Raw genomic sequence first — 14,641 nt, forward strand, 5'->3', positions numbered from 1 at the left:
CAATAAAGCTTATGACTGAGACAAGATTCCTTTAACAAACAATGAGACACTGTGCTTGTAGAACTCTTCCTCGGTGACGAGTTGGGACTGATATTGCCGGTGAATCAGCTCGCTCATCTGAAATCCGTAGCACATCGAGAGGAAAGTCATGGCGGCAAGACGCTCATCCTGTCTGGCTATAACTTTTTTCTTCTGCAGGCGTTCAAAATATTCAACCAGCAAGGAGTGCAGCTTCACCGGCGGATCGGCCAGCACTCTGTCCAATTCGGGAAGCATTCCTTTGTCACGGATGCCAATCAAAATGATGTCCGCATTTCTATGGAAAAACAAGCGGTACTGCTGACTTACATTCAGCAGATCTACTTCCGGATTATCGGTCGCATCCTCTTTTAACAGCTTCTCAAATTGCGGGATATCCGAATGTCTTTCAATGATGGCTTCCAATATGCCTTGCTTGCTTCCAAATTGCCGGAAAATCGTAGATTCATTGACCTTAGCTTCCGTTGCAATGGCTTTGGTGCTTACTCCCCGATAGCCCTTCTTTTTGATGAGCCGTGTCGCGGCTTCAATGATTCTGTCTGAAGTTTGCATTGCATTTCTCCTTTTACATATGTTAAACCTATTCTACTACAAGATTTTGTATATGCAGCAGGGTCGGGGTTCATCATTTTCATAAACGTTTATTTAAGGCAAATCGCTTCTTTTTTCCCAGCGGCTTGGTTCAGTAATCTTGACATGATCAGGCACCAATTGCGTGAGCGAGCCTAATTTATCAAATGTAATCTGGATTCGGTCAGAGGGCAACAGCCATTGTTCGGTCTCGATTGCGCAGCAATCCGGTATCGTCCCCATTCCTATAATCGTGCCCGGGAGCGGCGTGAAAACTTTGAGAATCTCCTCCATCACTTTTGCAGGGTGTACAGAATACTCGGATGTGCTTCCCTTCCAGTGCAGTCTCTCCCCGATCCGTACATCCACATCCAGTGCCAGCGGGTTGCCGATTTCATCCGGCGTAGCCAGAAATGGTCCTATTCCTTTGCTGCGATCAAAATCTTTGCAGCGCGTCGGTCCAGTCAGCGCCAGGAAATCAGGCCACTGCACATCGCGAACAGTACTGTCGTTAAAAATAACATAACCTGCAATGCAGTTCCCCTTCCCTGTAACAAAGGCCAGCTCCGGCTCGATATCCAGGTAGGAAGAGTACGAAGGCCAATGTATCGTATCCCCATCGCCAATTAATGCGTTATGGTTACACTTGTAATAACTGAAAATTACTTTATTCGGATCTCGCTGGAATTTTTCAGCAATTTTTCGTTTAAGTTCTTCTCTTTCCGGTCCTGTGTATTCTCTTTGCAGCAGATTTACGCCAGCATTTCTCAGATGTCTTGGCGTCAGCCCGAAATCGATAAGCGCAGCCGGATGTGGAACCGGCGGCAGCAATTTTACCGCTGCAATCGGGCAGACTTCATTTTCATTGAATTGATGCGACAGTTCGACAGCATATTGCATCAATTCCTTAGCGGCATCATAACTTGCCGGCAAATAATGAAGATAGCTGTCCATACTTTCAAGACTGTCAACGAATGTTCCCTGCTTTTTCATGATTGCGGCAAAAGACACGACAAATTTCTCGTTAATTACAAGCCCAAATAAAGGTTCCTGAGATGTCTTGGTTTGAAAGGTTACTAGCTTCATGTTGCAGCGCCACCATCCATGTTGTTTGATGTTGTTCTGTTACTATCATATTGCATAACATAAATGCATGCAAGTGCTTGCTTGCATTTATGTTTTCGATTCTCTATATTAAAGACATAATCAGTGTGCTTTACCCCAAAAACATATACGCAAAGGAGAATTTCCATGAAGTATGGACGTATTATCCAAAAACCTCGCGTTAAATTTTTTGAAGTCGCAAATGGCGTCTTTGCCGGTATTTCGCCGTATCGCGGCATCAGTTGGGCCAATGCCGGGTTCATCAACAAGGGCGGAGGGCTGGTGTATGACACGTTCTTCGATTTGTTCCATGCGCGGGAAATGCGGGAGGCTTTTAAGGAAGTAAGCAACGGCGGCTCTCCCGCATATGTGGTGAATTCGCACTATAACAGTGACCATGCCTGGGGAAACAAAGTGTTTGAAGATGCTTGCATTATTATGCACAAGGAAGCGTCCAGAGAGCGTCTCACCGAAAATATCGCCTGGATGGATAGCGTCATCAGAAGAGGAAAGAATTCTCCGGAATCGACTTCGGGCGAACGGTTTTTTGCAGCGGAATTTGAAGGATTCGACCTGGAAGGCGTAGAATGGGTGCTCCCGAATATTGAGATAAAGGACGATATCAACATCCGTCTTGGCGATATGGAAATTATGATTTACAACGTAGCTCCGGCCCACTCTGACAGTGACTTGCTGCTGTGGATGCCAAAAGAAAAGGTGCTGTTCGCCGGCGATGTCGTGTTTAACGGTTGTACGGCATACAGCGAAGAGGGAACCCTCAATTGGGTTAAAGTGCTTGATCGCATTATTGATGAAATTAAACCCGAAATCGTTGTTCCAGGACATGGCGCCATCTGCGGCCTGGACTTCGTGAAGGAGCAAAGAGACTACCTCCTGAACCTGATTAGCGAGTTTAACAAGCATTACAATGACGAAATTGATACCTTGTCCCTGACCAAGCAAATTGATATTTCCCGCTTCCTTCATTGGATTCAGCCAGAACGGTTGTATGTTACAGTGGATATCCTATTGAAAAGCAAACGAGGGTTACCACCCCTTCCAATTTGGAACGAGGTGCCTGCTAAGCTGGAAGACATGAAAGCTTTTTTGGCCGGAAAATATGGCGATCAGATCAAGCCATGGGACCCTATGAGTGTTTGGCAAGAATAGCAAGTTGAAGCTAGCGTACGAAAAACAAAAAACGGCCTTGTCGCAAACGATGCGAACAGCGGCCGTTTTTTTTATTGTTCCACGGAATTAAAATCGGCGTTTAGAACCGATTATAAAGAAATGGAGATGGACTTATGACTAACTTAACTTTCGCAGCTCAATCATGGGAGAAAAAACAGAGAGTGGTAAGGCAAGGCAGTGTCTGAGCTTGGAAGTTTTCCACCCATTCGGATACGGGTCCCGGATTCGCCGCAGTACACACCGCAGCAGCCGAAGAGTTAAGGAGCAGTTTATAGAAGGACTTCGTGGTGTAGTGGAACGGATGAAACGTACTGAAATCACCTTGCGTCAGGCACCCGGATTTGAATAAAATCCTTCATCCCGGTTTCGATGCATTTAATGCTACAGAGTGGTTTTTACTAGTTAAAATGCAATACAGCATCATCTATTGCAGCTAGGGCGTTTGTAACATTTTTTAGAAAATAACGATGTATAAATTGCCAAGTAGAAGTGATGTAACAATGTTAAATGTAAATAAACAGCAGCAACGTCGCGGCTGGAATGGCGTTGTATCTGCTTTGAATGTTCTATATGTTGGGTTCGCGCAGCTCTGTCATGGCAAAGCCCCGCCCGAAGTGATTCTTCTAAATTCATATTTTTTACAAGAAAGCAATTCTAAAACCACGATAACATTGTCCCGCTGAAAGTCGCTATTTTAAGTTGAAATTAAACATTGAAAAAGCTTGTCGCTGGCAAGCTTTTTTTGATGTCTTTGAGCTAATAAAGATAATATGAAACCTATACAAGGTGGATGTATACTTATGCATTACAGTAATGAGGATATTCTCATTAATTATGATTTTTATGGCTTACATGAGTTGGATAGCGATAATTTTCTCACTAATTATGACACCGCACATTGTGAGTAACCATTATAGTTGAGACAAAGTAGGGACCTTGATTCGTCAGAAGCACTGATGAATCAAGGTCTTCCTACTTTATATGGTGATGAATAATAAAACAGCAATTTAGTTTAACCCCAGAAACAATTATGGCGAACAAGTGTTCTTTACATATATTATGTATGAGTATATAATCAAAACGAAACGGAGATCTGGTGTGCTAGATAAAGCAATGTAGATTTTTCTTTAGTATAAGCACATTATAAATATATCAATTGGAGGAGTCTGTATGCCATATTGTAAAGTCAAGAATGCCAATATATATTACGAGGAAATTGGTACAGGCAAACCGATTATAATGATCCATGGTTTTACACCAGACCATCGGTTAATGAGTGGGTGTATGGAACCGATATTTGAAGATATCCCCGGTTGGCGTCGTATCTATCTTGATTTGCCTGGAATGGGACAAACAATGGATTACGATCAAATATGTAATTCAAATGATATGCTAGAAGCAGTTATAAATTTTATTGAAACTCTTGTCCCAAACCAAGATTATCTCATAGCAGGCGAATCATACGGTGGTTATATTACAAGAGGAATAATTAATAGACATAAAGATCGTATTGGTGGAGCTGCACTGATTTGTCCATTAATTGTTCCTGAACACAAAAGAAGAATACTTCCCGAGCATTTTGTTGTTCATCGTGATCGCGAGTTTATGGGCACCTTAAGTGAAGAGCAAATAAGTGATTTTAGCGCAAATCAAGTCGTTCTCGATGAATATAATTGGAAGAGGTATTCAGAAGAGATCGTTGCAGGTTGTAAGATCGCTGACTACGATTTTCTTAGCAAGATTCAAAGAAACTATGGATTTTCCACCAATATAGATGAATTAGTATTCGATAAACCAACAGTATTTACTCTTGGACGACAAGATGCAGTCGTTGGTTACATAGACGCTTTTAAAATTTTAGACAATTATCCTAGAGCAACCTTTGCCGTTCTAGATCGAGCAGGCCATAATCTTCAAATTGAACAGGCTCTATTATTTGAGTCACTTATTCGTGAGTGGCTTGAAAGAGTAACAGAGTTTGGATTTTAGTTGTATATGAATCCATTGAACTAACGGGCAGGGAATTAATCTGTACTTATTCAGAAAGCTCTGAAGCGTAAGCTACCGATCTTGGAGCTGGAATCGTTCGAATCTCAACTGAACATCTACTGAAGAATAAAGGCTGTGCCGTCGTACGTAAATAAATAGTCACTTCAAAAAGATGAGTCGCTTGGCTCGTCTTTTTTTGTTTTGAATGATTCAAGTTCTCATCTCAGGCGTGGATAAGAACTTGAATCGATGACTAAATGCTAAACAGGTACCTCTTCAGTGAAATAATCCAACACCATACAACCAGCTCCTTGAGCCACAATATTGTAGGCTTCAGTGGACTTAATGATTTGAACATGACTATCAGGATAAAATTTTAGTCGATCTTGTGCTGTTTTAGCTGCTACCTCAAAAAAACGCGGTTTTGGTACTAAAGTTCCTCCGAAAATCACGATCTCAGGACGTAACAGAAAAATCAGATTACTGAGACCCACACCAAAATAATAAGCTGCATCCTCAACAACTTCTAAACAGAGCGCATCGTTTTGCTCTAAAGCATATAAAATGTGGTGTAAATTGATCTCTTCGAAATCGTTAACTTCGGTCGTAAGCATTGAAGGCTTGCCACGCTTCATGAGCCTAACCATTTCGTCACGAATAGCAGGCAAACTACTGTATGCTTGGAGACACCCATATGAGCCACAAGAACAACGTCGACCATGAATATCAATGATGATGTGCCCAAAGGTATCATCCATATCTCTTTTTCTGCTAACCAATCTGCCTTGAAAAATAGTACCGCATCGAATTCCAATATCACTGGATACAAAGACTAAATTATCTGTTTCTTTCCAAAAGTTCATACGATATTCAGCTAGCGCAGCCAAGTTGGTCCCATTCTCCAGAAATACAGGAGTGTTGGTTTTATGTTTTAAATATTCAATTATATTTATATCCCATCCACCTGCAGGAAAAAGTTGGGGATGTGAAATGACTCCCATTGCCGGATCAAACGAATCGAGAACCCCAATGCCGATGCCCAACAATTTCTCCCTAGGAACGTTATGTTCAGCCAGTAAATCCTCAACGCACTTTGCTACATAATTTAATGTGTACTCTCCAGTACATTCGGTGGTCATCTTTAATTTTTTGACGCCTATAATATTTAGCTTTAAATCAAGCAGCAAGACAGTTGTGTATAAGCTTGTAATCTCAACCCCAATCAAGTTGTAAGCATCCGGTTTGATCACATAGGCCAGAGGTTTACGTCCACCACTTGATTTTCCAATCCCACTATCATAGATAAGATCTTCTGCAACAAGTTCGTCAAGTAAACGCCCACATGTTACATGCTTAAAACCAGTGTGCTCAGCTAACGTGTTAATGGTTACAGGACCTAATTTACGAACTAAGCTATATAACAGTTTTAAGTTTTTCGCTTTGGGTGATGATAACTCTTCAAATTTATTTAACATATAACTTCCCCTTGATCTTTAATACAAGATGTTGTTTTCAGACATAAATATATAGTTACAATTATTATCGGGCTTTTTTGATGATATATCTACTCTGATTATTAAATCTGTACAATTTTGGATGTTTTAGATACACGTTGAGCTAATGAAGAAAACATGAATTAACTTTTGATAATTAGTATAAAAAGAACTGGAGATAATGACGAATTATTTAACATTTAGTTAGTCTTTTTATATAAATGATAAATAGTTATTTACAAAAGGTAGTTAAGCTATTACACTAATCAATGAAAGCTGTTGGAGCAGCAATTTGAAGTGATTGATACAGATAGCTTACAGCAAACTATTTTAGGAGGAATTAAATATGCATAAAATGCAAGATATTTTGGAAACCAGAGACTTTATCATGAGTAAAACATCATATCGTCCGACGATCGGAATGATTTTGGGGTCCGGATTAGGGACACTGGCTGACGAAATTGAAAACCCTTTCACAATACCTTACAGCGAAATTCCTCACTTTGCAAAATCTGAAGCGGTAGGTCATGCCAACGAATTGGTCATTGGCGAATTAAAGGGGAAAACTGTAGTCGCAATGAAAGGACGTTTTCATTACTATGAAGGCTTTTCTTTGGATGAAGTGACTTTTCCGGTGCGTTTGATGAAGGCCCTGGGTGTAGAAAACTTGCTCATCACCAATGCTTGTGGCGCCGTTAATAAAGACTTTAAACCGGGTGAGTTAATGTTGATTACGGATCACCTCAATTTGGTAGGTACGAATCCATTGATTGGACCGAATAATAACGATCTGGGTACTCGTTTTCCTGATCTTTCTCAAGTGTACAATGCTGAATTGCGACAAATTGCTACGGAAGTTGCAAAAGCACAAAATACAACTTTACGCGAAGGCGTATATTCCTGGTGGAGTGGTCCAGCTTATGAAACCCCAGCTGAAATTCGCATGATTCGTACATTAGGCGCAGATGCTGTTGGAATGTCAACCGTACCAGAAGCCATCGTAGCTGTTCACGCGAATATGAAGGTTCTTGGAATCTCCTGTTTAACCAACATGGCTTGTGGAATTCTAGATCAGCCTCTAAGTCATGACGAAGTAATTGAGGTAGCTGCCTTGGTAAGAGAGAATTTCATTGCTTTAGTTAAGGGAATTGTAGAGAAGGTTTAGTAATTATATAAAATCCGATGAAGAAAAAGGCGAGGTTATGAAAGGGTATATATATGTCATATTAGGTGCAATTTGTTATGGTTTATTATCGACTTTTGTGAAATTAGCCTATAAAGATGGTTATATCGTGAATGATGTTGTTGGAATACAGCTCCTCTTAGGATCGATATTATTATGGGGCGGAGTGCTGGTTACTAAAGGCACGAAGAGTACAAAACAGAAGAAGTTTGTAACGCCAGGTAAAAGGGAAATAATATTATTAGTTACCGTAGGGGCTACAACGGGGCTTACAGGAATGTTTTATTATCTTTCACTTCAATATATTTCAGCTTCTTTGGCAATTGTACTCCTTTTTCAGTTTACATGGATCGGTGTGTTGCTAGAGGCAATTTTCAATAGAAGAATTCCTGAAAAAGGAAAGTTACTATCCATCATTCCTTTACTTATCGGAACGATAAGCGCAACTAATATTTATTCAACTGGAATTTCAGCCGTTCATTGGCTTGGCTTTTTGTATGGTCTGCTTGCAGCATTATCTTATTCTATTTTTATGATCGTTAGTGGTAGGGTCGCCGTTCAAGCAAATCCGATGATGAAGACAGCTTTCATGACTACCGGAGGCCTCATCGTTTGTTCGATCATTTTACCTCCAACGTTTTTAACAGACGGAAAGCTTTTATTACAACTGGCTGTACAATACGGGTTTGTTTTAGCTTTTGTCGGTCCCTTCCTCTCCACACTGCTTTTCTCTAAAGGTGTTCCGTTAGTGGGATCAGGAATAGCATCAATATTAGGTGCAATGGAGCTTCCAACAGCCTTATTAATGTCTGTCTTTGTCCTGAATGAGCACATTGGTGTTCCGCAATATGTAGGGATCGTTCTTATCTTAATTGGAATATCATTACCAAAATTACTGAAAAAAAGTAAAAAGGACATCTTAACCATTTGAAACGTCCTTAGATGGATAATAATCATAGATTAGGGAGGCATATAGAATGAAGAACAAAGATGAACTCTTTATGAAAAAGGCAATTGAGGTTGCTCTACAATCCCGAAATGAAGGAAATGAGCCCTTTGGTGCAATTTTGGTCAAAGGGGAAGAAGTCGTAATGGTTGGGGAAAATAAAATTAATACGTTTTGTGATCCAACGCATCATGCAGAAATCGGTTTAATCCGGAAATTTTGTTCTGAAAACAATGTATTTGATTTGAGCGAATACACTTTGTATACAAGTTGTGAACCTTGTGTAATGTGTTCTGGCGCCATGGTGTGGTCTAATCTGGGCAAAATAGTATACAGCGTATCACATGATCAGTTAGCTGAAATCGCCGGGAGCAACATCATGATTGCTTGCAACGAAGTGTTTGAGAAAAGCCCTCAAAAACCTGAACTGGTTGAACAAGTACTCAACGAAGAAGGTTTAAAAGTATTTGATGGATACAAATTTTCTCATTAAATAACTTTTTAAAAATATGAGAATCTATGAATTCATTGGGCAACTTCACTGGATAGTGAAGCTGTCCTCTTTTATGTATCGTTTTACTGCTTGAAATCTAAAAAATAATGCTTCAGATAAAACAAAGGTGCGTGTTGAGAGGAGAGATTGATATATGAATAAACGATTTCAACGAATTCATTTAATTGTCCTAGATTCAGTCGGTATTGGAGAAGCACCGGATGCTGCGGCTTTTGGAGATGAGGGGGCTGATACGTTGGGGCATATCGCAGAAAAAATGAATGGACTGTATATGCCTAACATGGCTGCACTTGGATTGTCCAACATTAAAGAAATTCAAGGAATACCGAAAGCTAATCACCCAGCGGCTTTTTGGACCAAAATGCAGGAAGCCTCTAACGGGAAGGATACGATGACAGGGCATTGGGAGATCATGGGGTTACGTATAGATGTCCCCTTTCAAGTGTTCCCGAATGGTTTCCCTGCCGCTTTGATTGAAGAACTTGAAATAAAATCAGGGAGAAAAATCATCGGAAATAAACCTGCCAGCGGCACTGAAATATTAGATGAGCTTGGGGAGGAGCATATGAAAACGGGGGCTTTGATTGTGTATACATCAGCGGATTCCGTTCTGCAAATTGCTGCTCACGAAGAGATTGTACCATTGGATGAATTATATCGTATTTGTGAGATTGCGCGTGAAATGACTAAAAACAATGATTATATGGTTGGCCGAGTCATAGCTAGGCCGTTTGTAGGAGAGCCGGGACAGTTTAAACGAACGGCTAACCGGCATGACTATGCACTGAAACCTTTTTCCCGGACGGTCATGAATGAATTAAAGGATGCTGATCTGGATGTAATCGCTGTAGGGAAAATTTCAGATATTTATGATGGGGAAGGCGTTACTGAGGCGATCCGAACGGTATCCAACATGGATGGAATGGACAAGTTTATTCAAGTTGCACAAAAGGATTTTACGGGCTTGTCTTTTTTAAACCTGGTTGACTTTGATGCCCTTTTTGGTCACCGCCGAGATCCGCAAGGGTATGGCAATGCACTGGAGGAATTTGATGCTCGGTTGCCAGAACTGTTAGAAAAGCTTACCGAGAAGGATTTGCTTATATTGACTGCGGACCATGGAAATGACCCGGTTCATCACGGAACCAATCATACACGTGAATATGTGCCGCTACTCATCTACTCCAAAGCGTTTTCGGAAGGCCGAGAGCTGCCTCTTCGCAAAACGTTTGCAGACATTGGAGCATCCGTTGCTGACAACTTTAGGGTCAAATTGCCAGACCACGGTACCAGTTTTATGCATGAATTAATGATAAAAAGATAAACGTTGTAGCGTGCTAATCCAGCACTTGGATTAAACGAATTAAACCAAATAACTTCCGCTTCTACAGGGGTCATTTGGTGTGGAAAAAAACAAACTTTTATTATTTTATGTAAAAAGAATAAAATGAATATGTATATTATAAGTATTTTATTATGAATAATTCATTACTTTTTATAAAATATATATTTAGTTCTTTACTTTAATGACTTTACCTATTACACTATGAATAACAAAATGTAAGCCTTTCCAAGTGTGTCCGATAGAAGAATCGACGGAAGAGTAGTAACACAACAACTTGAATATTCAAGCTCAAAAGGGGACAGGAAAAATGGCAATGAAAACACGGCTTAGAATAATGAATTTCTTTCAGTTTTTCATTTGGGGATCATGGCTTGTTACGCTAGGCTCGTATATGATCAATACATTACATTTTACGGGCGCACAAGTTGGAATTGTTTATAGCTCAAAAGGATTAGCCGCGATCATCATGCCTAGTCTTGCAGGCATTATTGCGGATCGTTGGATTAAAGCCAATAGATTATATGGAATATTCCATGTTCTAGGTGCGATTTCTTTATTTATAGCAGCACACATTTCAGATCCAATGACTATGTTTTGGGTGATATTTTTCAATTCGTTGGTTTACATGCCAACAAGTGCTTTGACAAATGTTATATCATACGTTGCGCTTGAGAAAGCGGGATTGGATACAGTAAAGGATTTCCCACCAATTCGCGTTTTTGGAACAATCGGGTTCATTATTGCCATGTGGGTAGTTAGTCTTAGCGGATTTGAGTTAAGCAACATTCAGTTATATATAGCCGCGAGTATCTCGCTCTTGCTAGCCCTATACTCACTTACGCTGCCTGATTGCCCAACCTCTAACGAGAAGAGAGAAAAGTCATGGATTAGTCTTTTAGGCTTGGATGCGTTTGTACTGTTCAAACAGAAAAGAATGGTTATATTCTTTCTTTTCTCAACACTTCTAGGTGTTGCCTTGCAAATAACCAATACATTTGGTAATCCGTTTTTGCATGATTTTGGACTGAATCCTGAATTTAAAGATAGCCTGGTCGTACAGTATCCATCTATTTTATTATCAGTATCACAGATTGCTGAGGTGTGTTTTATCCTTGCCATCCCATTCTTTTTACGTAACTTTGGAATTAAAAAGGTTATGCTCATTAGTATGGTGGCTTGGACATTACGTTTTTTATTTTTCGCATATGGTAACCCATCTGGTGTGGGATTCACTTTCCTTCTGTTATCCATGATTGTGTACGGCTGTGCATTTGATTTCTTTAACGTCTCTGGAGCCATTTTTGTAGAGAAAGAAGTCGATCCTCGTATTCGCGCAAGTGCGCAAGGCTTATTTTTAGCCATGGTTGATGGAATCGGAGCATATGTAGGCGCCATTGCAAGTGGAAAGGTTGTAGATTATTTCACAGTGGATGGTGTGAAAGATTGGCAGAGTATCTGGTTGATTTTTGGGGCATACACACTTGTACTTGCAATTGTTTTTGCCGTAAGCTTCAAATATAAACATGATCCAAATGCTATGAAAGATGTATCTACAAGCCATTGAAATCAAGAATAAGAGAAGGTTAATGTTTTTCTGCATTGCTGTTTATGATTTTAGCTCTTTATTTCATATTTAAAGGAAGCAAAAGATCGAATGAAGTGAAATTGGCTTCACATCAGGGCAAGATATTTATACAACAATAAAAGAAAAGCTTGGTGAGATGGCGAGCCTTTATCTGTTATGAACAGTGAGGGGCTCGCCATCTGTATAAAAGCACACCGTATGTTCAAACATATTAAGCCGTTGGGTTGCATCAAGCCATTGTATACATATAAGTCCTGCTGACAAAAATTTTAAAGAAACTGACTCAAATGTATTGACTTCGAGTTACACGAAGATGGTAGGCTACTACTTATAAACAACATACTACACTCATTAAAACACCATTTTATTGTAAAGTGAGGTCAATTCAATGGAATTTGTGAAGCTTGGAAATACCGGTTTGGATGTATCACGGCTTTGTCTCGGCTGTATGGGGTTTGGCGATGCGAAACGTTGGATTCATCAATGGGTACTTGATGAAGAGAGTAGTCGCCCGGTTATTAAAAAAGCGCTTGAGCTTGGCATCAATTTTTTTGATACGGCTAATGTATACTCTCTTGGAACAAGCGAAGAAATTTTGGGACGCGCGCTCAAGGATTATGCCAGCCGGGATGAAATTGTAATCGCAACGAAAGTTCATGGACGTATGCATCAAGGACCTAATGGCGCCGGTCTTTCTCGCAAGGCCATCATGAGCGAGATCGATAAAAGTCTGAAACGGCTAGGTACTGATTATGTAGACCTGTATCAAATTCACCGTTGGGATCACAATACGCCTATTGAGGAAACGATGGAAGCCTTGCACGATGTAGTGAAGGCAGGAAAGGCCAGATACATTGGGGCATCCGCTATGTATGCTTGGCAATTTCAGAAGGCATTGCATGTTGCCGAGAAAAATGGATGGACTCGGTTTGTATCCATGCAGAATCACTTGAATCTCATTTACCGTGAAGAGGAGAGAGAAATGCTTCCATTGTGCAGGGAAGAAAAAATCGGTGTAATTCCATACAGCCCGCTTGCATCGGGAAGATTGACCCGTGATCCGGAGGAAACAACCTATCGATCTGAAACCGATGATATTCAAAAATCAAAATATGATGCAACAGCAAATGCCGACCGATGGATTGTGGAGAGGGTTGCAAACATTGCAGAAAAACATGGTGTTCCCCGCGTACAAATTGCACTTGCCTGGTTGTTGCAAAAAGCACCGGTAACTGCTCCTATTATCGGTGCTACAAAAATATCTCATCTTAAAGAGGCTGTAGCTGCACTTACTGTGAAATTAACAACGGAAGAAGTAGCATTCCTGGAAGAGCCGTATGTGCCGCACTCTATTGTTGGTTTTAATTAACTGACATAGGTTGAAAATTGCTGTTTTGGCATAGCAAAATTTAAATACCTGATAGAAATGATGAAAAACTACTTTCCGGGAGGTTTATATGCAAAAAGTAATACTGAACAATGGTGTTGAAATGCCTATCATTGGTTTTGGGGTATATCAGATTAACGATGCGAATGAATGCGAACAAAGCGTTTATGACGCTCTTATGGCAGGCTATCGTCTAATCGATACCGCTGCGGCTTATCAAAACGAAGAAGCAGTTGGCAGAGCTATCTAAAGGTGCCACACTTATGAAGGAATACAATGTACAGATTGAGTCTTGGGGGCCTTTTGCAGAAGGCAGAAATAATATGTTCCATAATGGAGTGTTGGTGTCACTGGCTGAAAAGTATCAAAAATCCGTGGCTCAGGTGATTTTACGCTGGTTAACACAAAGAGAAGTCGTCGTAATTCCAAAGTCCGTCCATAAAGAAAGAATTATTGAAAACTTCAATATCTTTGACTTTGATTTAAGCATAGAGGATATGGAGACAATTGCTGCACTAGATATGAAACAAAGCAGCTTCTTCTCACACAATGATCCGGAAATCGCAAAAGCGCTTGGCACGACCCGATTTGAGATTTGATGCTATCATTCTATTACAAAAAGTCGACGCAGAAATCTCCTAACAAGTCTTCAATGGGCAGGATGTGATCGGCGTTTCTTTTGACCAATAGGCAGGATTGGTATCATCCGGGATCACTTGATTTATAATGTCACGGTAGTGCTCTTCTTTGTTGGTAATAAATTCTGCCATAAATTTTACTTCTTCTAATTGAGCTAGAACCGCTTCTTTTTGCTTGCGTATTATTTCATAACGTTCCTCAATGGTTGCATCGCCTTCCAAACATAGGTCTACATATTTTTTGATGTCTTCGACGGACATACCACACTTTTTTAAGTTTTTTGCACCTGTAAGCCAGTGTATGGAATCGTCATTAAAAATACGGTTATTGTTTTTATCACGCTGTAAACCTGGAACTAATCCTTTATCTGTATAGAAGCGAATGGTGTGTACAGTTAAGTCAAGTAGTTCTGCAACTTCTTTCACAGTATACATGCTACCCCTCCCCAATTTCATGTTGAATGAAGCTATTTAAATTATTATTTCCTTCGTGTTACTCGAAGGTGATGGTTTAAATAATACTTTAAGCTTCGATAATTGTAAATTCCGAATACAGAACAAAACTTTTTAACATTGTTGACTTCGTGTTACTCGAAGGTTGTATGATTTTAATTGTTTGGGGCTAAGATGATTTGATATTTAAAAACGAATGACAAA

The 14,641-nt window shown here is 40.1% G+C and carries 13 protein-coding genes and 1 pseudogene; 10 read left to right on the top strand and 4 right to left on the bottom strand.

The window, feature by feature from the left end; genetic code table 11:
• Positions 1 to 9: 9 nt before the first annotated feature.
• Positions 10 to 591: a TetR/AcrR family transcriptional regulator gene (locus ACUC6J_RS03180; RefSeq protein WP_016819551.1), complete on the bottom strand. Its 582-nt coding sequence runs from the start codon at positions 589 to 591 to the stop codon at positions 10 to 12.
• A gap of 93 nt (positions 592 to 684) precedes the next feature.
• Entirely contained in the window at positions 685 to 1,695 is a 1,011-nt protein-coding gene (locus tag ACUC6J_RS03185; RefSeq protein WP_025363934.1) for a fumarylacetoacetate hydrolase family protein, read from the bottom strand.
• A 165-nt stretch (positions 1,696 to 1,860) separates the two neighbouring features.
• Between ACUC6J_RS03185 and ACUC6J_RS03190 the strand changes: the two genes are divergently transcribed.
• From ACUC6J_RS03190 to ACUC6J_RS03200, 3 genes are all read left to right on the top strand, one after another.
• Positions 1,861 to 2,883, top strand: a complete 1,023-nt coding sequence (locus ACUC6J_RS03190; protein WP_025363935.1) for an MBL fold metallo-hydrolase — start codon at positions 1,861 to 1,863, stop codon at positions 2,881 to 2,883.
• Positions 2,884 to 3,046: 163 nt separating this feature from the next.
• The gene (locus tag ACUC6J_RS03195) at positions 3,047 to 3,253 is read left to right on the top strand and encodes a hypothetical protein (protein ID WP_180361598.1); all 207 of its coding nucleotides are present in this window, start codon (positions 3,047 to 3,049) and stop codon (positions 3,251 to 3,253) included.
• Between the two features lie 821 nt (positions 3,254 to 4,074).
• A complete protein-coding gene (locus ACUC6J_RS03200) occupies positions 4,075 to 4,893 on the top strand; it encodes an alpha/beta fold hydrolase (protein ID WP_016819554.1) in 819 nt (272 codons plus the stop codon).
• A gap of 260 nt (positions 4,894 to 5,153) precedes the next feature.
• Here ACUC6J_RS03200 and ACUC6J_RS03205 read toward each other — a convergent pair whose 3' ends face one another.
• A complete protein-coding gene (locus ACUC6J_RS03205; RefSeq protein ID WP_016819555.1) occupies positions 5,154 to 6,368 on the bottom strand; it encodes an ROK family protein in 1,215 nt (404 codons plus the stop codon).
• A gap of 364 nt (positions 6,369 to 6,732) precedes the next feature.
• Between ACUC6J_RS03205 and ACUC6J_RS03210 the strand changes: the two genes are divergently transcribed.
• From ACUC6J_RS03210 to ACUC6J_RS03240, 7 genes and pseudogenes are all read left to right on the top strand, one after another.
• Positions 6,733 to 7,551, top strand: coding sequence for a purine-nucleoside phosphorylase (locus ACUC6J_RS03210; RefSeq protein WP_090891004.1), 819 nt, complete (start codon positions 6,733 to 6,735; stop codon positions 7,549 to 7,551).
• Between the two features lie 37 nt (positions 7,552 to 7,588).
• Positions 7,589 to 8,500 (top strand): EamA family transporter, encoded by a 912-nt coding sequence (locus ACUC6J_RS03215; RefSeq protein WP_016819557.1) that lies wholly within the window; start codon positions 7,589 to 7,591, stop codon positions 8,498 to 8,500.
• A gap of 46 nt (positions 8,501 to 8,546) precedes the next feature.
• Complete coding sequence (locus tag ACUC6J_RS03220) at positions 8,547 to 9,008, top strand: nucleoside deaminase (RefSeq protein WP_090891003.1); 462 nt, start codon at positions 8,547 to 8,549, stop codon at positions 9,006 to 9,008.
• A 154-nt stretch (positions 9,009 to 9,162) separates the two neighbouring features.
• The gene (deoB, locus tag ACUC6J_RS03225; RefSeq protein ID WP_045245034.1) at positions 9,163 to 10,353 is read left to right on the top strand and encodes a phosphopentomutase; all 1,191 of its coding nucleotides are present in this window, start codon (positions 9,163 to 9,165) and stop codon (positions 10,351 to 10,353) included.
• Between the two features lie 328 nt (positions 10,354 to 10,681).
• Complete coding sequence (locus ACUC6J_RS03230) at positions 10,682 to 11,938, top strand: nucleoside permease (RefSeq protein WP_039276723.1); 1,257 nt, start codon at positions 10,682 to 10,684, stop codon at positions 11,936 to 11,938.
• A gap of 409 nt (positions 11,939 to 12,347) precedes the next feature.
• A complete protein-coding gene (locus ACUC6J_RS03235; RefSeq protein WP_039276725.1) occupies positions 12,348 to 13,328 on the top strand; it encodes an aldo/keto reductase in 981 nt (326 codons plus the stop codon).
• 88 nt (positions 13,329 to 13,416) lie between these two features.
• Positions 13,417 to 13,945: pseudogene (locus ACUC6J_RS03240) on the top strand (aldo/keto reductase).
• 39 nt (positions 13,946 to 13,984) lie between these two features.
• Here ACUC6J_RS03240 and ACUC6J_RS03245 read toward each other — a convergent pair.
• The gene (locus ACUC6J_RS03245) at positions 13,985 to 14,419 is read right to left on the bottom strand and encodes a MerR family transcriptional regulator (RefSeq protein ID WP_016819563.1); all 435 of its coding nucleotides are present in this window, start codon (positions 14,417 to 14,419) and stop codon (positions 13,985 to 13,987) included.
• Between the last annotated feature and the right edge of the window lie 222 nt (positions 14,420 to 14,641).

The organism is Paenibacillus sp. JJ1683 (assembly GCF_053006485.1).